Annotated in this window: 26 protein-coding genes; 24 read left to right on the forward strand and 2 right to left on the reverse strand. The window is 34.7% G+C overall.

Annotated elements, in window-relative coordinates; all coding sequences use genetic code 11:
• Positions 1 to 13 precede the first annotated feature (13 nt).
• From rfbA to ACZ1GR_RS10215, 11 genes are all read left to right on the forward strand, one after another.
• On the forward strand, positions 14 to 883 hold the full coding sequence (gene rfbA / locus ACZ1GR_RS10165; RefSeq protein ID WP_472608875.1) for a glucose-1-phosphate thymidylyltransferase RfbA: 870 nt from the start codon (positions 14 to 16) through the stop codon (positions 881 to 883).
• Positions 880 to 1425 carry a dTDP-4-dehydrorhamnose 3,5-epimerase gene (rfbC, locus tag ACZ1GR_RS10170; RefSeq protein ID WP_472608876.1) on the forward strand — a complete coding sequence of 182 codons (546 nt, stop codon included), beginning with the start codon at positions 880 to 882 and terminating at the stop codon, positions 1423 to 1425. The genes rfbA and rfbC overlap by 4 nt, the downstream gene beginning before the upstream one ends.
• Positions 1422 to 2285, forward strand: a complete 864-nt coding sequence (gene rfbD, locus ACZ1GR_RS10175) for a dTDP-4-dehydrorhamnose reductase (protein ID WP_472608877.1) — start codon at positions 1422 to 1424, stop codon at positions 2283 to 2285. The genes rfbC and rfbD overlap by 4 nt, the downstream gene beginning before the upstream one ends.
• Before the next feature lie 118 nt (positions 2286 to 2403).
• Entirely contained in the window at positions 2404 to 3393 is a 990-nt protein-coding gene (locus tag ACZ1GR_RS10180; protein WP_472608878.1) for a hypothetical protein, read from the forward strand.
• Positions 3394 to 3488: 95 nt separating this feature from the next.
• Complete coding sequence (wecB, locus tag ACZ1GR_RS10185) at positions 3489 to 4565, forward strand: non-hydrolyzing UDP-N-acetylglucosamine 2-epimerase (RefSeq protein WP_472608879.1); 1077 nt, start codon at positions 3489 to 3491, stop codon at positions 4563 to 4565.
• A 2-nt stretch (positions 4566 to 4567) separates the two neighbouring features.
• Positions 4568 to 5794 (forward strand): UDP-N-acetyl-D-mannosamine dehydrogenase, encoded by a 1227-nt coding sequence (gene wecC, locus ACZ1GR_RS10190; RefSeq protein WP_472608880.1) that lies wholly within the window; start codon positions 4568 to 4570, stop codon positions 5792 to 5794.
• A complete protein-coding gene (locus ACZ1GR_RS10195; protein ID WP_472608881.1) occupies positions 5791 to 7095 on the forward strand; it encodes a polysaccharide biosynthesis protein in 1305 nt (434 codons plus the stop codon). Before wecC ends, ACZ1GR_RS10195 begins: the two co-directional genes overlap by 4 nt.
• Before the next feature lie 75 nt (positions 7096 to 7170).
• Positions 7171 to 8016, forward strand: coding sequence for a hypothetical protein (locus ACZ1GR_RS10200; RefSeq protein WP_472608882.1), 846 nt, complete (start codon positions 7171 to 7173; stop codon positions 8014 to 8016).
• Position 8017: 1 nt separating this feature from the next.
• The gene (locus ACZ1GR_RS10205) at positions 8018 to 8926 is read left to right on the forward strand and encodes a hypothetical protein (protein WP_472608883.1); all 909 of its coding nucleotides are present in this window, start codon (positions 8018 to 8020) and stop codon (positions 8924 to 8926) included.
• Positions 8927 to 8999: 73 nt separating this feature from the next.
• Positions 9000 to 9161: a hypothetical protein gene (locus tag ACZ1GR_RS10210; protein WP_472608884.1), complete on the forward strand. Its 162-nt coding sequence runs from the start codon at positions 9000 to 9002 to the stop codon at positions 9159 to 9161.
• 242 nt (positions 9162 to 9403) lie between these two features.
• Positions 9404 to 10288, forward strand: a complete 885-nt coding sequence (locus ACZ1GR_RS10215) for a hypothetical protein (RefSeq protein WP_472608885.1) — start codon at positions 9404 to 9406, stop codon at positions 10286 to 10288.
• A 162-nt stretch (positions 10289 to 10450) separates the two neighbouring features.
• Here the strand turns inward: ACZ1GR_RS10215 and ACZ1GR_RS10220 are convergent, their stop codons facing one another.
• Positions 10451 to 10717 carry a hypothetical protein gene (locus ACZ1GR_RS10220; protein ID WP_472611848.1) on the reverse strand — a complete coding sequence of 89 codons (267 nt, stop codon included), beginning with the start codon at positions 10715 to 10717 and terminating at the stop codon, positions 10451 to 10453.
• On the opposite strand from ACZ1GR_RS10220, the gene ACZ1GR_RS10225 reads away from it, so the two are divergent.
• The 10 genes from ACZ1GR_RS10225 to purD all read left to right on the forward strand — a co-directional run bounded on the left by ACZ1GR_RS10225 (position 10656) and on the right by purD (position 22774).
• Positions 10656 to 11549 carry an O-antigen ligase family protein gene (locus ACZ1GR_RS10225; protein ID WP_472611811.1) on the forward strand — a complete coding sequence of 298 codons (894 nt, stop codon included), beginning with the start codon at positions 10656 to 10658 and terminating at the stop codon, positions 11547 to 11549. The genes ACZ1GR_RS10220 and ACZ1GR_RS10225 overlap by 62 nt on opposite strands.
• The gene (locus ACZ1GR_RS10230; protein ID WP_472608886.1) at positions 11524 to 12633 is read left to right on the forward strand and encodes a glycosyltransferase family 4 protein; all 1110 of its coding nucleotides are present in this window, start codon (positions 11524 to 11526) and stop codon (positions 12631 to 12633) included. Before ACZ1GR_RS10225 ends, ACZ1GR_RS10230 begins: the two co-directional genes overlap by 26 nt.
• Positions 12630 to 13673, forward strand: a complete 1044-nt coding sequence (locus ACZ1GR_RS10235) for a CapA family protein (RefSeq protein ID WP_472608887.1) — start codon at positions 12630 to 12632, stop codon at positions 13671 to 13673. Before ACZ1GR_RS10230 ends, ACZ1GR_RS10235 begins: the two co-directional genes overlap by 4 nt.
• Before the next feature lie 5 nt (positions 13674 to 13678).
• Positions 13679 to 15019 carry a phenylacetate--CoA ligase family protein gene (locus tag ACZ1GR_RS10240; RefSeq protein WP_472608888.1) on the forward strand — a complete coding sequence of 447 codons (1341 nt, stop codon included), beginning with the start codon at positions 13679 to 13681 and terminating at the stop codon, positions 15017 to 15019.
• Between the two features lie 10 nt (positions 15020 to 15029).
• On the forward strand, positions 15030 to 17180 hold the full coding sequence (locus ACZ1GR_RS10245) for a bi-domain-containing oxidoreductase (RefSeq protein WP_472608889.1): 2151 nt from the start codon (positions 15030 to 15032) through the stop codon (positions 17178 to 17180).
• 315 nt (positions 17181 to 17495) lie between these two features.
• On the forward strand, positions 17496 to 18368 hold the full coding sequence (locus tag ACZ1GR_RS10250; RefSeq protein ID WP_472608890.1) for a delta-aminolevulinic acid dehydratase: 873 nt from the start codon (positions 17496 to 17498) through the stop codon (positions 18366 to 18368).
• Positions 18355 to 19092: a WecB/TagA/CpsF family glycosyltransferase gene (locus ACZ1GR_RS10255; protein ID WP_472608891.1), complete on the forward strand. Its 738-nt coding sequence runs from the start codon at positions 18355 to 18357 to the stop codon at positions 19090 to 19092. The genes ACZ1GR_RS10250 and ACZ1GR_RS10255 overlap by 14 nt, the downstream gene beginning before the upstream one ends.
• 26 nt (positions 19093 to 19118) lie before the next feature.
• A complete protein-coding gene (locus ACZ1GR_RS10260; protein ID WP_472608892.1) occupies positions 19119 to 20471 on the forward strand; it encodes an undecaprenyl-phosphate glucose phosphotransferase in 1353 nt (450 codons plus the stop codon).
• An 8-nt stretch (positions 20472 to 20479) separates the two neighbouring features.
• Complete coding sequence (locus ACZ1GR_RS10265; RefSeq protein ID WP_472608893.1) at positions 20480 to 21460, forward strand: UDP-glucuronic acid decarboxylase family protein; 981 nt, start codon at positions 20480 to 20482, stop codon at positions 21458 to 21460.
• Between the two features lie 42 nt (positions 21461 to 21502).
• Entirely contained in the window at positions 21503 to 22774 is a 1272-nt protein-coding gene (gene purD, locus ACZ1GR_RS10270; RefSeq protein WP_472608894.1) for a phosphoribosylamine--glycine ligase, read from the forward strand.
• A gap of 37 nt (positions 22775 to 22811) precedes the next feature.
• Here the strand turns inward: purD and ACZ1GR_RS10275 are convergent, their stop codons facing one another.
• Complete coding sequence (locus ACZ1GR_RS10275) at positions 22812 to 23033, reverse strand: DUF6341 family protein (RefSeq protein ID WP_472608895.1); 222 nt, start codon at positions 23031 to 23033, stop codon at positions 22812 to 22814.
• A 39-nt stretch (positions 23034 to 23072) separates the two neighbouring features.
• Between ACZ1GR_RS10275 and ACZ1GR_RS10280 the strand changes: the two genes are divergently transcribed.
• From ACZ1GR_RS10280 to ACZ1GR_RS10290, 3 genes are read left to right on the forward strand one after another with little or no spacing between them, the layout of a single operon-like run.
• Positions 23073 to 24008: a DUF6427 family protein gene (locus ACZ1GR_RS10280; protein WP_472608896.1), complete on the forward strand. Its 936-nt coding sequence runs from the start codon at positions 23073 to 23075 to the stop codon at positions 24006 to 24008.
• A gap of 32 nt (positions 24009 to 24040) precedes the next feature.
• On the forward strand, positions 24041 to 24643 hold the full coding sequence (locus tag ACZ1GR_RS10285; RefSeq protein ID WP_472608897.1) for a DUF4254 domain-containing protein: 603 nt from the start codon (positions 24041 to 24043) through the stop codon (positions 24641 to 24643).
• A complete protein-coding gene (locus tag ACZ1GR_RS10290) occupies positions 24630 to 25673 on the forward strand; it encodes a glycosyltransferase family 9 protein (RefSeq protein WP_472608898.1) in 1044 nt (347 codons plus the stop codon). Before ACZ1GR_RS10285 ends, ACZ1GR_RS10290 begins: the two co-directional genes overlap by 14 nt.
• Positions 25674 to 25742 lie beyond the last annotated feature (69 nt).

The raw sequence follows: 25742 nt of genomic DNA on the forward strand, positions 1-25742 counted from the left end.
TAATACTTAAAAAATGAAGGGAATAATTTTAGCAGGTGGTTCTGGAACACGGTTACATCCACTTACCTTATCAATAAGTAAGCAATTGATGCCTATTTATAATAAGCCGATGATCTATTATCCTTTATCTACTTTAATGTATTCTGGAATTAATGAAATTTTGATAATTTCTACACCAAAAGATTTGCCATTATTTAAAGACTTGTTAGGTGATGGAGAGAAATATGGTTGCTTATTTTCATATGCTGTACAAGAGAAACCAAATGGATTGGCAGAAGCATTTATTATTGGAGAAGATTTTATTGGAAATGATAAAGTCGCCTTAATCCTTGGAGATAATATTTTTTATGGCTCTGGGTTAAATAAACTTTTACAGTCTAATACTAACCCAAATGGAGGTGTTATCTATGCGTACCGTGTTACTGATCCAGAAAGGTATGGTGTCGTTGAATTTGATGAAAATGGTAAAGCTATTAGTATTGAAGAAAAACCGGAGCATCCTAAATCGAATTACGTGGTGCCAGGAATCTATTTTTATGATAATAACGTAGTAGAAATTGCAAAGAAGATTTCACCTAGCCAAAGAGGAGAGTTGGAAATAACAGATATTAATAAAGCTTATCTAGAAGAGAATAAACTTAATGTCAGCATTTTAGATAAAGGAACCGCATGGTTGGATACGGGAACCTTTCAATCTTTAATGCAGGCCTCCCAATTTGTTGAGGTAATAGAAGAGCGCCAAGGTCTAAAAATTGGAGCAATAGAGGCTGCAGCTTTTGAGATGGGCTATATTAATGAAGAGCAGTTGCGAGTTTTAGCTAAGCCTTTGGCGAAAAGCGGTTATGGTAAAAGCTTATTGGGGATTTTAAATAAGAACAAATGACTTTTACAGAAACCAAACTAAAGGGATGTTTCGTTTTAGAACCAGATGTTTTTAAGGATAAAAGAGGCTCTTTTTTTGAATCTTACAACAAACAGGTTTTTGATGAAGGAATCGGTGCTGAGGTCAATTTTGTACAAGACAACCAATCCTTTTCAACAAAAGGGGTTATTAGAGCAATACACTATCAAACCGGGGAATATGCACAAGCAAAATTAGTTCGCGTTTTGCAGGGAGAAGTATTGGATGTAGTAGTTGATTTGCGAGAAGACTCTATTACTTTTGGCCAACATATTGCCATAGAGTTAAGTGATACTAACAAGAAACAAGTATTTATTCCTAGAGGTTTTGGCCATGGATTTGTAACGCTATCAGAATCAGCAGAATTCTTTTACAAATGTGACAATTACTATAATAAGAGCAGTGAAGGAGGGATAATATACAACGACCCTACCTTGAATATTGATTGGAGAATTGAGTCGGATAAAATTAAGGCTTCAGAGAGAGACTTAAACTTGCCTACTCTAAGCGAAGCTAGATTATGAAAAGCGTACTTGTAACTGGAAGCAATGGGCAATTAGGGAGGTGTATTAAAGATGTTGTGCAAAGTTCAAAAGAACTGAATTTCATTTTTACAGATAAAGCTGAACTGGATATTACCAACAGGGAGAGTGTAAATGCTTTTTTCGAAAAGAACCCTATTGATTATTGTATCAATTGCGCTGCATATACCGCTGTTGACAAAGCAGAATCTGATAAAGATGCGGCAGAAGCACTCAATATTTATGGAGTGGAAAATCTTGCAAAGGCTTGTAATCATAACAATATTATTTTAATCCATATTTCTACAGATTTTGTGTTTGATGGAAAACAAACACAACCCTATACAGAAGTTGACGAGCCCAACCCATTAAATGTTTACGGCATCACAAAACTGCAAGGCGAAAAGGTAGTTGAGGAAGTATTAGAGCACTATTTTATTATTAGAACCTCATGGCTTTATTCAGAATATGGAAATAATTTCTTGAAGACCATGCTTCGACTGGGCAAGGGTAAAAATGAAGTGCGAGTTGTTTCAGACCAAAAAGGGATTCCCACTTATGCAAGAGATTTGGCGTTAGTACTTATTTCAATCATAAAAAACAATAAAATACCTTTTGGTATTTATCACTATAGCAATGAAGGTGTGGCAAGTTGGTATGATTTTGCAACTGCTATTTTTGATTTGAGTGATATTAAGGTTAAGATACGTGCTGTTAAAGCAAAAGACTTTGTCAATTCCGCTAGTCGCCCTGTATATAGCGTTATGGATAAGAAAAAACTTAATGATAATTTAGGAATTGCTATTCCACAATGGAAAGAGAGCTTAAAGGAATGCTTAATCAATTTAGCTGTTAAGAAGTAAATTTTGAAATTTGCTAAAAGGGTGAGTTTTTTATAATTAACCAAGACATTATCTTGAGGTAAAAACCTACTATATTTGTGGCAGCTAAATTTTTAGAACACTAATTTCTTAACTAATCATGGCAGATAACCAAACAAATAACAACTCAGATGAAATAGATTTGTGGCAGCTATTTCAGATGATCGGGAAGGGTTTCAATAAGCTTTTTAAAGCCTTTTTGAGGCTGTTTCTCTATATCAAAAAGAATGCTTTAATTCTTTTGAGCCTTATAGTTTTAGGTACTGCCATTGGGTATGGGCTAAATCAGATTATAACCAAAAAATTGAAAACGGAGGTAATTGTTAAGCCCCAAATGGAAAGTAAAAACTATTTGTATGATGTTGTAGATGAGATTCAGGCGAATATTAAATCAAAAAATATTGAATTCTTTCAAGAGATTGGATTGGATATTGAAGACTTATCAGGACTTGAGATAAGCATTGCCCCAGTGGACGACGGTAAAAAAAGTTCTGAAAGTGAAATGAAATTTTTGGAGCTCCTTCAAAGTTTTGAAAATTATGATGCAGTTGCAGATATCGTACGAGCGGAATTACAAAACAAAAGTTCTTTTAACCATCGTATTACCATCTTTTACAAAGATACCAGTAAAGGAAGACTATTTGCTGAGAAAGTAATAGCATATATTAATTCCAATGAATATTTTGATGGGCTATTAGAAATTTATAGGGAAAATGCTGAAAGCAGAATAGAGGAAAATAAATCATTGTTGAAACAAGTTGATGAGTTAATATCCAATTACGCCAAAAAAATGACCCAGAGTGATAATTTATCCGGCACAGATAGGATAGTATTGGACAATGAAGAACGTATGGATATTACAGGGCTATTTAATCTTAAAAACAGCTTAATAAAAGACATTGAATCAAAGAAATTGGAACTGATAGAACGAACGGAAGCTATCAAAGTTATTAATTTTGGCAAGTCCCAAGAAGTTCAAAAAGCGGTTTACGGGAAGACGACTGTTCTGACTCCTCTTATTTTCTTAGGAGGCTTTTTTATCACATCTTTTCTATTCTATCTAAGCAAAAAGGCAAAAGAACTTTTATAAATCGAATTCGATTTGAAGTAATAAACTTTAGATTAAAAACAATTGAAAAAAAAAAGAATCTTATCGTATTTGGAACCCGTCCTGAGGCTATAAAAATGGCACCTTTGGTTAAAGAATTTCAAAAAAGAGAAGGTGAATTTGACACTAAGGTTTGTGTTACGGCTCAGCATCGAGAAATGTTAGATCAAGTTCTTTCTTTCTTTGAAATTATTCCAGATTATGATTTAGATTTAATGAAACCTAATCAGAACTTGTATTCCCTTACAGGTGACATAATAGTTAATTTAAAACCTATTCTTGAAGAGTTTGAGCCAGATTATATATACGTACATGGAGATACCACTTCCACCATGGCTGCAAGCTTAGCTGCTTTTTACTCAGGAGCTAAAATTTGTCATATTGAAGCTGGACTTAGGACACAGAATATGAAATCTTCTTTTCCTGAAGAGATGAACAGACGTGTTACTGGAGTGTTGTCCACTATCCATTTTTCACCAACTGAAACTTCAAAAAAGAATTTGTTAGCAGAGAACAAAGCAGAAACTTCAATTCTTGTCACGGGAAACACGGTTATAGATGCGCTAAAATATAGTGTTGGTAAAGTAAACGGTAAAGGATTCAAAGATAAAGAGATTGATAGCCTTGAAAAATTGGTAAATGTTAGTGAAAGGTTAATCTTGGTAACAGGCCATAGAAGAGAAAATCATGGCCAAGGATTTGTAAATATTTGCAAAGCGTTAAAACAAATAGGGATTGAAAACCCTAATATTCAAATAATTTATCCTGTACACTTAAATCCAAAAGTTCAAAAGCCAGTTTATGAGATTTTAGGAAATGTTGAAAACATCAAGCTAATTCCTCCTCTTTCCTATCCTGCATTTGTTTGGCTCATGGAAAAATCTTACATAATAATTATGGATAGCGGTGGAGTTCAAGAAGAGCCACCAAGTCTGGGAAAACCAGTTTTGGTTATGCGCGATACTACTGAAAGACCCGAAGCTGTTAATGCAGGAACTGTAATATTGGTAGGAACAGATAAAACAAAAATTTTACAAGAGACACAAAACTTACTAAATAGTCCCGAGAGTTACAAAAAAATGAGTCTACTTCATAACCCTTATGGGGATGGTAATGCGTGTACTAGAATTGTTCAACACATACTAAAAGATTAAATATGAATTATAAGCCTGAAGTTGTAATGATTGGCTTAGGCTATATTGGCCTTCCAACCGCTGCTTTAATTGCAAAGAATAAAACGCAAGTTCATGGTGTAGATATAAACCCTAAAGTGGTTGAAACCATAAACCAAGGGAAAATACACATAATTGAACCAGAATTGGATGAAGCGGTTTCTATGGCTGTTAAGAAAGGTTATCTAAGAGCTAGTGTTAAACCAATTGAAGCCAATACCTATATTATTGTGGTACCCACTCCTTTCAAAGATAAAAATGAACCCGATATTTCTTATGTAGAGGCTGCAACTAAGGCAATAATTCCACTATTAAAAAAGGACGATTTATATATAATCGAATCAACTTCCCCTATAGGAACTACAGAAATAATGATGTCTTTAATATATGATTCACGTCCAGAACTTAAAGGAACTTTAGGCATTGCATATTGTCCAGAAAGAGTACTTCCAGGAAATGTAATGTATGAGTTGGTCAACAACGACAGGGTTATAGGTGGCATTGACCAAAAATCAACAGAAAAAGCAGTTAGCTTTTACAGAGAATTTATAAAAGGAGATTTACACAAGACTAATGCAAGAACTGCCGAAATGTGTAAGTTAGTTGAAAACTCTTCAAGAGATGTACAAATAGCGTTTGCTAATGAACTTTCTCTTATATGCGACAAAGCAGATATAAATGTATGGGAGCTAATCAACTTGGCAAACAAACACCCAAGAGTCAATATTTTGCAACCAAGTTGTGGAGTCGGAGGACATTGCATAGCCGTTGACCCTTATTTTATAGTGGCTGATTATCCTATGGAATCGAAAATTATAGGAACTGCAAGAGAGATAAACAACTATAAATCGTTTTGGTGTGCAGAAAAAGTAAAAACTGCTAAATTGGAGTTTGAGATTAAAAATGGCAGAAAACCAAGTATTGCTTTAATGGGATTGGCTTTTAAACCTAATATTGACGATTTAAGGGAATCTCCTGCAAAATACATTGTTCAAAAAGTATTGCAGAATTCTAATGATGAGGAATATTATATTGTTGAACCTAATATAAAAGAGCATAAAGTATTTAAGCTTACTAATTATCAAGCAGCTTTTGAAAAAGCTGATATTATTGTTTTTCTAGTAGCCCATAAGGAATTCAAAGAATTAAACTTATCTGAAGATAAAGTAGTTTTAGATTTTTGTGGAATAACTAGTGGAATAACTAAATGATAAAAAGGCTAGTAATAGTTGCTATTGTCACCGGATTAGGACACTTGACAACTTTGTTTTCTCTAAAATATATCGCTACATATATCAATGAAGACACAGTAGCATTTATTGGTGAGATAGACTCACTTTCTTTATTCATAGTCTCAATTATTGCTTTTGGCCTACAATTGTCTTCAACGAGAAATATTGCTTTACAAACCAATTGGAAAAAAGAGTTATATGAAACTCAGTCAGCTAGGCTTACACTAGCTTTAATTCTTGCGCTTTTCGGGGCTTCAGGCTTTTTTATTACAAAAAATTATTTATTCTTAATAGCACCAGCGATAAGTTTGAATGCAGATTATGCATTATATGGAAGAGGAAAACCAATTCAAGGAGCGTTAATTGCTTTTGCCAGAATAATGACACCCTCTTTGGTGCTGATAATATCTTCATTATATTTTAAACAACAAATTGTGTTACTGTTTTCTTTGAGTTTGTTTTTAACATACTTTGTTGCCGGGTTAATAGTTTCTTATGTGTTGAAAATACCTTATCTAGTTGTTCCAAGAATAAAAAGTCTAAAAAAATATATTGATAACTTTACTATTGGCATTGCTAGCTTTTCCCTTTTTTTTGTAGGTATTGGAATAATAAACATTATGTCTTATTTCTACACAAGTGAAAGTATAGCTGTTAGTTATATGGCCTTAAAACTTTATATGATTTTTAAGGGTGTTCGTAGAATTATTGTACAATCTTTTTTTAAAGAACTTCAAGACTTTAAGGTGGCATTAAAAGTTGATTTTCTCGCAATAGTGGCGGGATTGGTTTTTCTTCTATCTATTATTGTTTATCCTGAAGTATTAATTTCGTTGTTGTTTGAATCTAAATATATTACTTACACAGCTACATTTGGAATTTTGGGCCTAGCAGGATTTATTTCTTCTTTTACCACGAGTTCGGGCACTCGGTTGTTATTGAGAAAACAAGATGCTGATTACAGCAAAAATCTTATTATAGCAGCCATTGTGTCTATTATAACTGGAATTGCTTTTTGGTTGATTTTTGGGAATAAACCTTATTTGATTGCTTTGGCAGTATTGTTAGGCGAAATAATTATCTCAATATTTAATGTTGATTCACTAAATGAAAAAGGTTACATGAAAAAAAGGATGAGAGAAGTAATAAAATTAATAGTTCCGACAATTATATTCATTTCCTTGGCTTATTTTCTAGGACAAAATTTATATGTTTTTCTAATTTCATTAGTGATATTTGGTTTTTTTGTTTTAATAAATTTTCGGAAACAGAACGTGTAGAATATGAAAACGAAAAGCTTTACAACCCAATGGGAAAATCTAAATTTTCAGATTCAATACGAACCAAAAGGTTTCTTGACCTCTTTTTTCATGCATCTCTTTTTCAAAAGATGGAGTGTTTCTAAAAAAAAACCAAGTCATAAAAAAGTTTTTTTAAAGTTTGGGAAATGTGAAGGAGCAAATGTTATCCAGGATAGGTTATTTACTTATCAAAGAGAGATAAAGGAAGAATCTATTATAACATATTTGTGTGAAATTGATTTTTATAGAGCATTCATAAGAAGTTGCTATAAATTTATAAATAAGAATGCCAGTGTTGTAGGAATATCTGAGTTATATTTAGCAATAATTAGAAAGTCGATTTTAGAACCTTTGGAGTTCTACAAGTATCAACAGGGCTGGAGTCTTGTACATTCTAGTGTGTTTATTTATCAGGATAGGACTTTCGTAGTCGCTGCGGGAAGTAAAGCAGGTAAATCAACGCTTATTAAGCAATTGGTTAAAAAACTGGATGTTCTAGTTTTATCGGATAACTATGCATTTTTAAAAGATAATTGTGTCAAAACTATTGAGGAGCCAATGAGAGGAGGAGATTCAAAGATATTTAAACCAACCTTTTATGGGCGTTCTATTAGTGGTTACCCTAAAGCATATGAAAGTAATACAGATTTTATTATTTATTTGAATCGAGGAAAAAAAAATCAAATGCGAGAAATTAAGTTAGGAACCTTGGCGGCAATATTACTCAAAATAAATAACGAGGAGCAAGAAGGAGTTGTTTACTTAAATCTTAAAGACCCTTTAAGTAGTTTTCCGAGAAAACCTATTTTAGCCGCTACGGTAGCTACTTATGAGCTAGAAATTTCAGAAGGACTGGACAATATAGCGGTTGCAATAGATTTAATATTAAACCTAAAATAAAATGAAAAGAGAGTTTTCGATTGCTGAAAGGATAAACGTAGAAATCTCAGGTGAACTATCTAACGACTGTATCAGTTTTTTGAAAAAAATATATGAAAATTTTGATGAAAAATGCGAAAGTCCAAAATTTATTCTAAAAGTAGTGGTGACAGATGAAATTCCTAAAATTAATAAGAAATATTCTTTGGGAAAAGATGGGTATTTTGATGAAAAAACTTTAATACTTAGTTCCGGACATTTTTTTATAAGAGATCAGGATAATATTCTTAAGGTGGGAATACCAACTAAAGTGAAACGAGGCAGAATCCCTTTCAAAAGGGTAACACCGGGCAGGCATATATCTGATGAAATTATTGAACCCTTGCTTCAAATCATTCTACAGCGATATGGTGCCACCTTTGTTCATGCTTCCTCTATTTATGAAAACGGAGAGGTCTCCGTAATAATGGGGTGGAGAGGCACTGGGAAAACTAATGCTATTTTAGAAGATATTGAAAAAAAAGAAATCTGGTCAGATGATTTATCTATAATTGATAGTGAAGGCTTTGTCTATCCGTATCTTAGACCTATAAGAATATACTCATATAATCTTCACTTAATAGATAAGTCATATTTAAAAGAACACAGGTTGAATGTAAAAAAACACATTACTCCTCCGTGGAAGCCAGTTCACTATTTATCTTTACAAACTAAATCTGAAATTAAAAAAGCACCGATAGGTGAGATGATATTTTTAAATGATTTAAACACTAGAACCCTTGCTCAAGATTCAGAAAACATCATGGAATTTGAACAGATTTTTTTTAAGAACTATCAAATTATGTTGAATCAATCAGGAATTTTCAAATCGAAGCTCAATGTGAAAAAGATTGTTGATGAAGCTTTAATTAAAGCCGGAATTAACCATTAGATCGATATATGTTGAATTTAAATAATAACAGGTAACGGGCCTACCGTATAATTACTATAGGCAATCCTATTATATGGATAAATTGAAAAAAATGGCAGGCATAAAACTTTCAACCCGCAAAACGGCGATGCTATTTTTATTAATTTTTTTGCTTAGTGTGTCCGCAGGAAACCCTGCTATGCAACTCGCAGGAGGTTTGGGAACTGTTTTTATATCATTTTTTTTTTTAAATTAAGACTAAAGACCAACCATTGGATTACTTTTTACTTCTTTATGGGGGTGGTTACCATATTACAATGGCCTTTCTACTTGGATGGGCAAAATCTTATGGGATATACAATAAACACAAGTATTGTATTTCTAATGTGGGGTTTGATGCTGGGGTTTTCTTATTTTCTTTCTCAATTGCTACGAAAGTTGTCCCTTCAATCTATTAAAAAGGTACTCTTGTGGTTTTTTTGGTTGAATTTTGTATTAATGGCCTTCCAATATATTCATACTGCAATCGCAAAAGGGGCATTCATACCTTATATGGTAAGTATGGGGTCCGGAGATTTTATAAAAGGAGTTTTTGCAAACTCTTCCGTGTCAATGATAGTTTTTTCCTTTTACACGGTATATTTCTTCTATTCCAAGAATATTCAATTGGCTGTAATGGCCGCCCTACTAATGCTGGCATCTACTTATATGAGCGGTATTTTTATTTTTTTGGTGGTAATATCTGGATTTGCCTTTTTCTTTCTCTCTTTTTCAAAAAAGATTAAAATACTCATTTCGTTGTTTCTTGGGATTTTGATATTTTCCATTGTAAGTCCCCAAAATGTGAACTACGTAAAACAAAACTTGAGTGAAAAAGTGTTTAGTGACAAAAACCAAGCAAGAAAAATGATTTCCTTCAGCAAGACTGCAGACCATCTTTTTTCTGGCTTGGATAGTTTTGTTTTTGGGGCAGGTGGAGGAAAATTTTCTTCTAGAGCAGCTTTTCTTACCTCTGGCGATTATGTGAGATGGTACCCCGAAAATTATGTTTATATGTCCAGGAAGTTTGAAGAGGGACACTATTCATTATGGAATTCGGAGCTTTTGAAGAAGCCTTATATGGACGGGACTGCCAATCAGCCTTTTTCTTTTTACAACAAGATTTTTGGTGAATATGGCATGTTAGGTTTTGTTGCCTTTCTAGTTTTATACCTTGGAAAAAGCATTGATACTTTTTCTAACCTCACATTTGGAAAACCCATACTATTGTTGATGCTTTCGTTTTTTTTGCTGGACTATTGGTTCGAATATTTTACTGTGATTCTCTTTTATGAACTGTTTATACAATTGGATATAAGAAAAAGATTAGATGCCACAATTTGATAACACGTTGCATAAGGTCCAATATTATTTGTTGGTCATGACCAGCATATCGCTTCTTTTACCGATGGTCATAAATAACATACTGATAGGATTATTGGTGCTTGTTTCAATTTTGGCCCTGACAAAGAACAGGTCATTTTTGTACGGCAATATCGGACTTGGCTATTTTTTGGTCTTATTATTGTTAACTTCTGTCATCTGGCTTTTGTTTTCTTGTGATTTTTCTTTGGGGCTAAAGAAAATAGAAAAAACCACAGCATTTTTTCTATTCCCTTTTGTTTTAGGCACTATTAAATTGTCAAAATCCCAGCTACGGGTTATGGTGCTCGCATTTTCCTTGACCACGATTTTAGCGCTAACAATAGCAATGGTGATTGCCGGTTTTAGGGCTTTTGAAAATGGCTCACCATATATTTTTAATGAGGACAATCTTGTTTTGGAAAATTTTTTCAGATATCACAGATTAAGTGGCAATATTGGATTCCATGCCACCTATCTTTCCATTTTTACTGCGTTTTCAGCGTTTATCATTCTTTATTTTGGCATCATTGAGAGGAGATTCCTCAAAAAAAAGCCATTTTTTATTTGGCTTCTTTTCTTTTGGGCGTTATTCCAGGTTTATCTACTCAATTCATTTGCAGTAATTTTTTCGACTGCTATAATTGGAATTACTTTTATCCTAGTTCTTAAAAACAAGGGTTTGTCAAGAAGGCGAATGGTTGTTCTAGTGACTGTTCTGTGCCTTATCGTCATAGTTGTTTTTGCTAAAAAAGCTAGAGGCATCAAACCCGGAATGTTTCAATTTTCTTATGAAACCCCAGCAAAAAACCCGGCGTGGAACTCAATTAATGTACGATTGGCAAAATGGGATTGTGCATTGGAAGTTTATAAAACAAACGCCCCTTTTGGTGTGGGGACTGGGTGCACCCAGATTGAACTTTTGAAAATGTACCAAGAAAAGGGATTTGCCTTGGGCCTAGAAGCCAATTATACAAGCCACAATATGTACTTGAGATATTTGGTCCAAATGGGTCTAGTAGGATTTTGCTTATTTGTAATGTTTATTGCAGTCGGACTTTACAGGGCCATTTCCAAAGGAAATTTTTTACTTTTTTCATTAATGGTTCTATTGATGATTACTAGTATTACAGAAGAAGTTTTGGCCATTAACAAAGGCATAATCTTCTTTAGCTTTTTTATCATATTTCTTCAAAACACCCAAACAATTAATCAGCATGGCAAGGAAAGACCCACGCCCTAAAATATTATTTCTCACGCAGATGCCGCCACCTGTGCATGGTGCTTCGTTAATGAATCAATATTTAGCGAGCAGCAATCGTATAGGGGAACGATATGCAGTGACAATCATCGATTTGGATTTTGTTGACAAGGTAAGCCAAATAGGCAGTTTCTCCTTGGTAAAACTTTTGAAAATGTTTCGAGTTATGTGGAAACTTCTGTGGGCCCTAGCCGGAAACAGATATAGACTGGTTTATTTTACTTTGTCACCTGTTGGCGGGGCTTTCCTTAGAGACACATTGTTTGTAACGGTTTTAAAGGTTTTTCAATGTAACATACTATACCATCTTCATGGCAAGGGTATTTCCAATAATCTAGATTCATTCTTTAAAAGAACCCTTTATCGTTTTGTTTTCAATAATACCAGTGTAATATGTCTTTCCAAACTTTTGGTATATGATATTGAAGATGTCCATAAAGGCAAGATTTTTATTGTTCCCAATGGAATCCCTTTATGCAAGAAAAAGGATGATTCTAACAGGGAACATAAAAGCATACTGTATCTTTCTGCACTAAAGAAGAGCAAGGGTATAATGGATTTGGTAAAGGCTTTGGAAATCCTACACGAAAAAGAAATTCCCTTCGCTGTCAAAATTGTAGGAGGGAATACAAATGACTTGACTGTACTTGAGCTTAAGGATATCCTTCTAAAGAAAGGCCTGGAGAAAAAAGTTTCGGTGCTGGGTCCAAGGTATGATGATGAAAAATGGGAAATGTTCTCCTCCTGTGGAATTTTTGTTTTTCCCACATACTATGCAAACGAGTGTTTTCCACTTTCAATATTAGAAGCCATGATGATGGGTCTTGTTCCCATTTCCACGACCAATGGAGCCATACCTGAAATAATCTCTTCTGGAAGGAATGGATTTACAATAAATGAAAGAGATGTGGAAGGCCTTGCCGATTGTTTAGAAAATCTTTTACTCGATGGTGAAAAGATAAATCAAATGGCATCCGAGGCGCAACATTCTTTTAAAGAGAACTATACCATAAAAAGTTTTGAAATGAACATGCTGAAGGTATTTAATGAGTTGATCAAACAATGAGAGCATCAATAAATTTTGTTGGGGATGTTTCAATTTTTAGAAAATATGAAGAAATGGGTATCGACCCATTTCATGAAGTTGTATTGCCAGACTCCGATTATAATATTGGTAACATGGAGTTTGTGATTCCAAACGGAAGGGCCAAGAATTTTTATGATGTTCCAGATGAATATGGGGTGACCTTTCCGTACTTCACATCATTGAGCTTAGATAGGTTCAATGCATATGGTTTGGCCAATAACCATTGTATGGATTATGGGTTGGAGGGTGTATTGGACATGAGAGATTTTTTGATTTCTAAAGGAATTTCAGTTTTTGGTTTCGGGAAAAAGGATTTCAATGTTTTAAGATTTAGTTGCAATGGAATAGAGTTTGGGGTAATTGCATTTGTAAAGAAAGGAAGGTGGAGCAGGAAGGATAGACGTAAAGGCCCTGACCCTTATGATACAAAAGCAGTTTTAGATAAAGTTATCTCTTTAAAGCAAGCATGTGACCATGTTATTGTATACCCGCATTGGGGGACTGAGTTGATAGATGCCCCACATGAAAAAGAAATAAAAAATGCGCGTTCGTTTATCGATTCTGGTGCTTCCGCAGTAATAGGACACCACCCTCACATTGTTCAGGGCATAGAGAAATATGCCCACGGAATTATAGCTTACAGTTTGGGAAGTTTTATTTACATCCCTGAAGAAGAATTAGGTTTCTCCAAAAGCCAAGGTGCTCAACGAAACTTTTCATTTTGTCTTAATCTGGAATTTGATAAAAATTCAATCCTTTCATGTACCCCACAACTGTATCGTTACGATTTGGATTGTAAGTTGCCTTTAGTTGATGCAAGCGAACAAGGACTGTTGTACCAAGACTTTGTAAACTCAAAAATTGGAGACAGCAAATATTATCATAGTCGTTTAAGAAAGGTTTTGATCATGAGGGAAATAAAATCTATGGCAGAAAGATTTAGAAAAAACCCCCTTAAGGCATTGAGACATTATTCCACGTATTTTGCTTCCATAATTACAAGAAAGTTAAAATATTGACCCGTATGAGTTTCGAAGATAGTTTGTATGGTTTGTTGAAGTTTTACAAAAAGCTTCCATATCCTATTAAATGGATTTTGGGTAAAGCATATCAACTTATCCCCAAAAACATTAAATATGGAGGTTTCTATGTAAAGTACGGACGGAGAATTGATTTCAACGCTAATTTTGAGCACTTATTAATGAAACAGTTGAGTATCGCGACTAGAAGTATAGGTTTTTATAAGGGAAAGAAACTCCAAGAGCTTTCGGATTTTCCAGTCATCGACAAAACCATGGTACGTGATAACTTTGAAGACTTTTGTAATTCGAACCATACAAAGAGATTGCTTTCCAATACGGGAGGTTCCAGTGGAACCCCATTCGAATTTTATCTTGAGTCCGATATTTCTCGCCCAAAGGAAAAAGCCCATTTTGATTGGTACTGGGGACAATTTGGTTATAAGGATGGAGATAAAGTATTGATGGTAAGAGGTGAGGCACTATCTAACAACAAGCTGTATGAGTATCAACCAATAGGTAATAAACTGGCTATTTCTTGTTATCTTTTGAACAAAGACAATGTTGGACAAGTACTTGAAAGAATCAAAAACTTTTCACCAAAATATATTCATGCCTATCCATCTGCACTTAAAAATCTTATAAAAATAGTTGATGATTTTGGTAAAGAGCTACCTTCTTCCATATTGGCCATGTTTTTAGGTTCTGAAGGGTTGTCCGAAAAAGACCGCGAATATATCAAAACCAAAACCAATGCAACAATAGTACATTGGTATGGTCATTCGGAAAGACTGGTGCATGCCGGCAACTGTGCATATTCAAATGACTTTCACATTTACCCTTTTTATGGTTTTACGGAGCTTTTAAACGAAAGAAATCAGCCAATTACCCAACCATTTGTAAAAGGAAGAATTGTAGCTACTGGATATGATAACAAAGCGATGCCCTTAATTCGTTATGATACAGGTGACGAGGCGGAATATGCGGATACTGATTCCTGTAAATGTGGATTTAAAGGAAGAAGCTTTAGAAGAATTCATGGCAGAAAACAAGATTATATTTACTTAGATGACAAAACAAAGGTATCTTTGACAGCATTTATTTTTGGACAACATTTCGATGAATTTGCATTAATCAAAGAGTTGCAATTAGAACAAGCGGAAAAAGGTAAATTGTTGGTTAGAATTGTCTTGGAAGATGAAATAAATTTTGATACTATCCTTTTTAGGCAAAAGCTTGAAAATTCTGTCAATGGAAAACTAAGTGTAAATTTGAAGGTTTGTGACAATATAGAAAAAACACCTACTGGAAAACATATTTTTCTAATACAAAAAATCAGTGACTAGAAATTGAACTATGAAACAGGTCATACAAAATTTTAAAACAGGAGACTTATATATAGATGATGTTCCTGTTCCCGCAATTACAGATAAGATGGTTTTGGTAGAGAACAAATTTTCACTTATCAGTTCTGGAACGGAGAGAGGAACCGTAAAAGTTGCAAAAGCCAATCTGATAGGCAAAGCCAAACAAAGGCCAGATTTGGTTGCGCAAGTCCTTCAAAACATGAAGAAGGAGGGAGTAAAAGCAACCCTGGAAAAGGTACGTACAAAACTTGATTCTCTCAAGGCACTAGGTTATAGTACTTCTGGCATTGTAAAAGCATCCCTTGATAGCAATGGGGCGTTCAAACCTGGGGACAGGGTTGCATGTGCAGGTCAAGATTATGCATCCCATTCAGAATTTGTTGGAGTGCCCCAGAATTTAATTGCCAGAATCCCTGATAATGTTAGTTTCGAACAAGCCAGCTATACAACTCTTGGTGCAATAGCCCTACAAGGAGTTCGACAAGCTGAACCAAGGCTCGGAGATAGGATATGTGTTATAGGATTGGGGCTTTTGGGCCAAATTACGGTTCAATTGCTCAAAGCAAATGGTTGTCGGGTTTTCGGTATGGATTTATCTCCAAATTTGGTGGAAATCTCAAAGAACAGTGGAGCGGATGAAGCGCTTTTACGAAATGACGAAAATTTGTTGACAGCAGTGGACAATTTCACCAATGGACACGGCTTTGACAGTGTAATAATAACCGCAGCCACAACTTCAAATGATCCGATAGAACTTTCAGCTGTTATTAGTCGAAAAAAAGGGAAAGTAATTGTCGTTGGAGCGGTTAAAATGGATGTCCCGAGAGATCCAGACTTTTATAGGAAAGAATTAGAATTAAAAATGTCTTGTTCTTACGGCCCAGGGAGGTATGACGTGAACTATGAAGAGAATGGACAGGACTATCCACTAGCCTATGTACGTTATACAGAGCAAAGAAACATGGAAGCTTTTTTAGATTTAGTTTCTCAAGGAGCAATCAAACTTAATGAACTGACCACCCATGTTTTTGACATATTGGAAGCGGAAAAAGCCTATGAGATTGTAATGGGAAATAATCCAGAACCGCACATAGGAATTCTACTGTCTTATCCAAAATCAGAAGGTAGGGACTCCACATTGGTTTCGATGTCCAATAATAATGCGCTTGGAATTATTAACGTAGGGTTTATCGGAGCTGGAAGTTTTGCCCAAAGTTACCTTATTCCTTCTGTGAAATCATGGGGTGCTTCTTTGGAAACGGTGGTCACTACAAAAGGGATATCTGCAAAAAATGTAGCTTCTAAGTTTTCGTTTAACCATGCTTCTACTTCTTCTGTGGATGTGGTTGGCAATGATGAAATTAACACGGTTTTCATAGCTACCCCACACAATTCTCATGCTAAATATGTTATTGAGTGTTTACAAGCGAGGAAAAATGTTTTTGTTGAGAAGCCTTTAGCCATGAACCTTGATGAGCTTTTAGAGGTGAAGAATGCCTATGAACTAAATCAAGGCCAATTAATGGTAGGGTTCAATAGAAGGTTTTCTCCATTGGCAACCAAAATAAAAAATGAATTTGAAAGCAATGGCGAGCCAAAGGTCATTAACATTAGGGTAAATGCTGGATTTATACCAAAGGAACATTGGACGCAAAACCCAGAACTCGGGGGAGGTCGTGTTATTGGAGAGATGTGCCACTTTATAGACCTTTTTCAATTTTTTGCCGACGCAAAACCAATTAAGGTCTATGCGGAGAGTATAAAAACCAGTAATGCCCTGATTACACCTGAGGACAATATTTCGGTGGTTGTTTCATTTGAAGATGGTTCCGTAGGAAACTTACTTTATTTGGGCAATGGGGATAAATCTATGCCAAAAGAATTGGTAGAAGTATTTTCTGGAGGTAAAATTGGAAGAATTTTTGATTTTAGGAAAGGTTCTATACATAAGAACAACAAAGAAACCAAGCTAAAGGAATCAGGGAAAGGCCATAGACAAGAAGTAAATGCTTTTTTAAACTCATTAAAGGATAAAGAAAAAGAAACACCATTGACTTTTGAATCTATTTATTACACCACGCTGGTTACATTTAAAATCCTGGACTCTTTAGCTACGGGACTTCCACAACAAATAAATTGATTTTCTTCCGTGATGTTCATTATAAACGAATCTTTTAAAAGACTTAGAGAATATTGTGAGAAAGAAAACTATAAAGGTTGGGATCCTTATGATGGATTGAATAGTTGGCTAATTCAGCATACTTTTTTAGGAAAATCGAGTTACTTTAGACTAGCCTGGATACAACTTTTCAAAAGAAACCCTGTTAATCTAAGGAATGTTTTTGGAGTAAGTAAAGGTTATAATCCTAAAGGGCTCGGGTTATTTGTCATTGCTTATTCTAATATGTACAAAGCGAAAATTGACCAGAAGGAATCCCTAAAAAAGATTGAATTCTTGGCAAATAAATTAGTGAAGCTAAGTTCAAGCGACTATTCCGGCGCTTGTTGGGGATATAACTTCGATTGGCAAGCCAGAGCTTTTTTTCAGCCCAAAGGAACACCAACAGTAGTTGCTACTAGTTTTGTTGTTGAAGCGTTATTTATGGCTTTTGATCTTACCAGAAAAGACGAATACAAAAAAGTTGCTCTTAGCAGCTCAAAATTTGTGCTTAATGACCTGAATAGAACTTATGATGAAAACAAAAACTACACACTTTCATATTCTCCCTTAGACAAAACTCAGGTTTTTAATGCAGGTTTATTGGGGGCAAAACTGCTTTCTCAATGTTATAAATACAGTGGGGACTACAGATACCTAAGTGAGGCAAAAAAAATCTGTAACTATGTTAGCAATAAACAAAATAAGGATGGCTCTTGGGTTTATAGCAACCTTCCTCACCATCAGTGGATTGATAGCTTTCACACTGGATTTAACCTTGAATGTCTTTATGTATACACTAAAATTTCAGGGGATAAAGCTTTTCAAAATAGCATTAATAAAGGATTAAAATATTATCTGGAAAATTTTTTTCTTGAAGACGGTAGGGCTAAATATTACAACAATAAGACATACCCAATAGATATTCACGCTCCAGCTCAACTAATTGTTACCATTTGCAAAATGAATTGTTTCCAAGAAAACAAGGAACTAATAGAAAAAGTTTTGGGATGGACAATAGAAAATATGCAGGATAAAAGAGGCTTCTTTTACTACCAGAAAAAGAAAGTGATAAGTTCTAAAATCCCTTATATGAGATGGGCTCAATCATGGATGATGTATTCAATGAGTTACTATATAATAAATCAAAAAAATAATGGCTCGAATTAAAATTCTTCAGACGTATATTGATAATTTGAGTATGTCTGAAACACTGAATAAGATTTCCAAAGCTATAAACCTAAAGGAGCAAATCCATCATGTAGTTGTAAATGCTGGAAAAATTGTTGCCATGCAAACAGACCTAAAACTGCGTCAAAGTGTAAACCAAAGTGATTTAATCAATGCTGATGGCCAGGCAGTAGTATGGGCCTCCAAAATATTGCGGAAACCATTAAAAGAGCGTGTTGCGGGCATTGATCTTATGTCCAATTTGGTGGAGCTTGCATATAGGAACAAGCATAAAATTTTCTTTTTTGGAGCAGAAGAAAAAGTCCTAAAAAAAGTTGTAGATATATATTCCAAAAAATATTCTCCCAATTTAGTTGCTGGTTTTAGAAATGGATATTTTGAGAAGGAGGAAGAAAAAGATATTGCCATGTATATTTCCAATTGTGGTGCTAACATGTTATTTGTTGCAATAAGTTCCCCTATAAAAGAAAATTTTCTTTATGAGAACAAACAAATACTTTCAAAAGTGAATTTTATTATGGGTGTAGGGGGAAGTTTTGATGTAATTGCTGGTAAAGTAAAAAGAGCACCTGTTTGGATGCAAAAATTTGGGTTGGAATGGTTATTTAGATTGATTCAAGAGCCTAAACGCATGTGGAAACGTTATTTGGTTGGAAACAGCAAATTCATAGTATTAGTTATCAAGGAGAAGTTTGGTTTTTAATACCTTTAGTTATTAGTAGATATAAAATGTTTTTCAAACAGGGCAGATATTCAGGTTTTATCAATCCCATTTCTTACGGAATAGATTTAGTTGTTATTAACTATCTAGCTTATTTACTTCCAATAAACATAATTGAGGTAGTTTTATTCCACACCTATATTTCCATTGCATGGATAGTCATCGCATTTTCGGTAGAGTTTTATATTATTTATAGGTATACTAAGGTCACCCATATTTTAAAACTGCTTTTTAGACAATTTTTTTTCTATGGTTTAATTGTATATGCATTTATTGGGTTTTTTAAACAACCCAACATGAGCAGACTGGCTCTTGCCAAATATGTTGCTTTTGTTTTTATAGCTGTGTTTATTTTAAAATTTGTCTTCTATTACCTCTTAATGAAGTATAGAGAAAAGATTAAGGGTAATATTAGAAATGTGGTAGTCATAGGCGACAATAAAAAAACCCAACAACTCATCAATGTCTTTACAGAAAGAACAGAATATGGGTATGATTTTAAAAAACAGTTTTCTCCTAAAAAAGACGAATTCAATATAATGGATTGTTTTCGCTTTATAGTAAAGAATAATGTAGACGAAATCTATTGTTCGGTATCTGAACTTACGAACACCCAAATAAGTGCTTTTATCAACTTTGCAGATAATAATCTTAAAACACTAAAATTTCTTCCTGATAATAAAAACATATTTTCTAAAAAATTAAAGTTTGAGTACTATGATTACCTTCCGATACTTTCGTTAAGGAATATACCTTTACATAATCCTATTAACGCGTTCACAAAGAGAGCCTTTGACGTTATATTTTCGGTGTTTGTTATTTTCGGAATCTTAATATGGTTTGCTCCAATATTGGCCTTATTAATAAGATTGGAGTCTAAAGGCCCAATATTCTTTATACAGAAAAGGACTGGTTTTGACAATAGAGAATTCCAATGTTTTAAGTTCAGGTCCATGGCAGTTAACGAAGATGCGGATGCCAAACAAGCAGGTAAAAACGATATGCGAGTAACTAAGATTGGCAGGTTTATAAGAAGAACTAGTATTGATGAGTTACCGCAATTTTATAATGTATTGTTTGGAAATATGTCTGTTGTAGGGCCGAGACCACATATGCTAAAGCATACAGATGAATATGCAAATAAAGTAGATAAATACATGCTGCGCCATTTTGTGAAGCCAGGCATAACAGGGCTAGCTCAAGTTAGAGGGTATCGAGGAGAAATAGAGCAGGATAGTGATATTCAAAACAGGATTAAGTTTGATATTTTCTATGTAGAAAACTGGTCTTTTCTATTAGATTTGAAAATTATTTTTCAGACCATACTTAATGGTATTGCTGGAGAAGAAAAAGCGTATTGATTTTATAGATGAAAAAAACCCTAATCACAGGAGCTGCAGGATTTTTAGGTTCGCACCTTTGCGATAGATTTATTGCAGAAGGTCATTATGTAATTGGAATGGATAATCTGATTACAGGAGATTTAAAAAACATAGCGCATTTATTTCCTTTAGAAAACTTTGAGTTTCACCATCATGATGTTTCCACTTTTGTTCATCTAGAAGGGGAACTGGATTATATCCTGCATTTTGCATCTCCAGCAAGCCCTATTGATTATTTAAAGATTCCGATTGAAACGCTTAAAGTAGGATCACTGGGGACTTTAAATCTTCTAGGATTGGCCAAGCAGAAAAATGCAAGAATTTTGGTTGCATCTACTTCGGAAGTATACGGAGACCCATTAGTACACCCCCAAAACGAAGAATATTTTGGAAACGTAAGCCCCATTGGACCTAGAGGAGTTTATGACGAAGCTAAACGGTTTATGGAATCAATTACCATGGCATACCACCGGCATCATGGACTAGATACTCGTATCGTTCGAATCTTTAATACCTATGGTTCTCGTATGCGATTAAATGATGGCCGTGTAGTTCCAGCATTCATGGGTCAGGCTTTGCGAGGTGAAGATTTAACGGTTTTTGGAGACGGTTCCCAAACAAGATCTTTTACATACATAGATGATCAAGTAGAAGGAATATATCGTTTGTTAATGAGCGATTATGTGGAGCCCGTCAACATCGGAAATCCAGATGAGACAACCATTCTTGAATTTGCCCAAGAAATCATAAAACTCACAGGCACTGATCAGAAAATTATTTATAAAGAATTGCCTAAAGATGATCCTCTGCAACGGCAACCAGATATTTCAAGGGCTAAAGAAGTATTAGGATGGGAACCTAAAGTGCATCGTTCTGAAGGATTGAAGAAAGTATATGACTACTTTAAATCTTTGTCCCCTGAAGAACTTCAAAAAAAAGAACATAGAGATTTTTCTAACAATTCTTAGCTAGACTTTTTTCAAATAGTATTTTAGCCAAAAATTAGACAAATGAACATTCTTATTCTTGGCTCTGGAGGACGCGAACATACTTTAGCTTGGAAGATAGCGCAGAGCAGCAAACTGACTAAGCTTTTTGTAGCACCGGGCAATGCAGGAACCAAAGAGCTAGCCGAGAATGTTGCTATTGGGGTCAATGATTTTGAAGCGATTAAAATACTAGTTTTAAAAGAGAGTATTAGCCTAGTTCTCGTTGGTCCTGAGGACCCTTTGGTAAACGGAATCCATGATTTCTTTTTGAGAGATGAACAACTAAAAAACGTATCGGTAATAGGTCCGGAAAAATTGGCAGCGACTTTAGAAGGCTCAAAAGAATTTGCAAAGGAGTTTATGATGCGGCACAACATTCCTACCGCTGCGTATCAAAGTTTTACTTCAAACAACCTAGAAGAAGGGTATACGTTTTTAGAAAGTTTAAATCCGCCATTTGTGCTTAAAGCGGACGGCTTAGCGGCAGGGAAAGGGGTTTTGATACTCAATGACATTGAAGAAGCAAAGAATGAGCTTAAATCGATGCTTTTAGACGCCAAGTTTGGTGCTGCAAGTACAACGGTCGTTATCGAGGAGTTTTTAGACGGTATCGAATTAAGTTGCTTTGTACTTACCGATGGTGAAAATTACAAAGTATTGCCAATGGCTAAAGACTATAAACGTATCGGAGAAGGAGATACCGGACTCAATACAGGTGGTATGGGGGCTATTTCACCGGTTCCGTTCGTTGATTCGGCATTTATCCAAAAAATAGAAGAACGAATTGTAAAACCTACGGTTGAAGGATTAAAGAAGGATAACTATCCTTACAAAGGGTTTATTTTTATCGGCTTGATAAAAGTCGGTGACGACCCGAAGGTTATAGAATACAACGTACGTATGGGCGACCCGGAAACGGAAGTAGTCATCCCAAGAATTAAAAATGACTTTGTTGAAATTTTACAAGCTGTAGCAAACCAGAACTTAGCAAGTATCGATTTAGATATCGATAATAGGGCTGCAGTTACGGTAATGGCAGTTTCAGGAGGGTATCCGCAAGCCTATGAGAAAGGTAAAGAAATCGAGGGCATAGAACTAGCTAACGAATCTATTGTATTTCATGCGGGCACAAAATCGGATAACAAAAAAATCGAGACCAATGGGGGGCGTGTATTGGCAGTAACATCCTATGGTGTTGATTTTAAGGATGCCCTGAAAACATCCTATAAAAGCCTGAAAACAATTAGTTTTGATGGAATGTACTACCGAAAAGATTTAGGCTTCGACCTTTAAATGGAATAGCGAAGCTAACTTTCGGGTTGAAATGAAACTATAAATAAGAATGCGAAGTGCTACTTTTGTCTTCTTCGCCGTTGTCATTAAAGATTTTTAACTGTCCCATCCAGTAAATCATAGCTAAAAAACCAATAATCATAAACAACCAGTTGATGGTGTTTGCACCCCACCAGTTTTCCATAAAACGGAAAAAATCATAAGGGGCAAAAAGTACGTTTACAAATAAGTCTTCTATCCAATAAAAAAATGCACTCATCTTAGCTATATTTACTAGGCAAAAATAGTAAAACATAATATGATATCAAGTTTTTTTAGCAAAACTAAGCCGATCAACTATTTGGTTCTACTGATTATACTCGTTCTTTTTTATGTTGCCAACTATTTTATCTTAAAAATCAACTTCGATAGTGTTGTATTTCTTCTGCTTATATTAATTGCAATTTCGCTTCAGGTAATTGGGGTGCAAGAGACCGTTAGAACAAGAAAAACAACCAATACCACTTCTTTTGCCATGCTGTTCTTTGTACTGTTATGTATGGCAGTGCCAAAGACTTTGCAGTATAAGGAGATTGTATTTTGCAACCTTTTTTTAATGTTGTCATTAAATCGTTTGCTAGCTTTAAAAAGTCTAAAACAGGTAAAACAGAAGATTTTTGATGCTACACTTTGGATATGTGTCGCGAGTGTTTTTGATCCTTGGGTGTTGCTGTTTTTAGTAGTGGTTTTTTTGGCAGTCTATATCTACGGCACGAAAGAATTTAAGAATTGGCTGGTGCCGATTATCGCTATTGTCTTTTTTGTTTTGTTAATAAGTGCATTTCTGGTCTTGACCAAGAATATTAATTTCCTTGAGAATCATTATGTAATAGATGTTGACACTAATTTATTGGAAAGTTTTATGGCCAATTTTAGCATAAAACCTTTTCTATATATCATTGTAATTTTAATGGTTGCAAGCTTCGTGCTTGTTAAACAAGGATACCAAGGCGTTGGAAGAATTATACATTTACGCTTGTTACTGGTCTACTTTCTAGTGGCTATTGTGGTTTTTAGTGTTCAAAATCTTGAAAATAAGAACTATACCATACTGCTTTATTCGTTTTTTCCTGCGGCGATTTTCGCCACAAATTTTTTGGAAACCTTTAAAAAGAAGCGATTGAAAGAAGCAGTATTGCTGGTATGCATATTCTTTCCGTTTACCTTACTTCTTATTGATCTGGTAAAAAAATAAACAGATAGGGTATATTTGCTAAAATTTCTATCATGTTCAGTAATTCCGCTTTTAAGATATTTGAAGAAAGCATTGATAAGTACCATGTGCTTGATGATGTAAGCCAGTCTTTTTCAAACCCATATGACAAAGACAGTATAGAGCATTTATTATATCGTAAAAACTGGATTGATACCGTACAATGGCATTATGAAGATATTATTAGAGATCCAGAAATTGAGCCTTCGGCAGCCCTTGTTTTAAAACGTAAAATTGACGCCAGTAATCAAGACAGAACAGATTTGGTAGAATTTATAGATAGTTATTTTCTAAAAAAATACCAATCGGTTGAAATAAAAGAAGATGCCACTATAAATACGGAAAGTCCTGCTTGGGCGATAGATAGATTGTCTATTCTAGCACTGAAGATATACCATATGCAAGAGGAGGCCAATAGAACGGACGCTTCACCATCACACATTGAAAAATGTAGTGCTAAACTTCAAGTACTTTTAGAGCAAAAGAAAGACCTATCAACAGCAATTGACCAATTGTTGGCCGACATTGAAACGGGGAAAAAGTACATGAAAGTCTACAAACAAATGAAGATGTATAATGATGAGGAATTAAACCCCATCCTTCGTGGACAAAAATAAAACGTACCATCTCCTTATTATTCGCCTATCTGCCATGGGCGATATTGCGATGACTGTTCCTGTGCTTTTACACCTCACAAATACTTATCCAGAACTTAAAATCACTGTTCTTACCAAAGACTTTTTTAAACCTATTTTTTCGGAAATCCCTAATATATCGGTCTATGGCGTTGATGTAAAAGAAAAGCACAAGGGAATTTTCGGACTTTGGAAATTGTACAGAGAACTGAAATTATTGCATATTGATGCAGTAGCAGATTTACACAATGTGCTACGAAGTAATATTTTAAAATTTTTCTTTTGGTTTTCAGGAACCCCTTTTCAGAAAATTGATAAAGGAAGGAAAGAGAAGAAAGCGCTGACCTCAGGAGAACCAAATTTTTTCCGACCTTTAAAAACAACACACCAGCGATATGCAGAAGTGTTCAAAGCACTAAATTTCCCTATACGTTTGCAGGAGAATTTTACATTACCTAAACAAGAGATCGCCGTTAGGCTTCCGGATTTATCATGTCCCAAAACACAAAAATGGATAGGTATTGCACCGTTTGCAGCCTTTTCAGGAAAAACGTATCCATATAAATTAATGCAGGAAGTTGTTGATAAACTAAATGCTTCAGGAAACTATCAAATACTACTTTTTGGAGGTGGAAATCATGAAAAACAACTCTTGGAAGCATGGGAAGAAAAGTTCGTAAATTGCATTAGCATAGTAGGAAAAATGTCCTTTACGCAAGAACTCTCCATAATTTCAAATTTAAATATAATGCTTTCCATGGATAGTGGTAACGCCCATTTAGCAGCGAATTATGGGGTTTCGGTGGTAACGTTATGGGGCGTAACCCATCCATATGCCGGTTTTGCACCTTTCGGTCAGCCAGCGGATAATGCTTTATTGGCTGACAGAGAAAAGTTTCCGTTAATACCTACTTCTATTTATGGGAATAAAGCTCCTGATGGATATAATGATGTCATGAAAACTATTTCGCCAGATGATGTAATTCAAAAAGTCCTAGAAGTAATCCACTAATATATTTCTATCCAATTTTAATAATTAAAGGAAATTCAACGACTAGTTTGCGAAGAAATCAAGCTATTT

This window comes from Croceitalea sp. W27 (assembly GCF_055693185.1).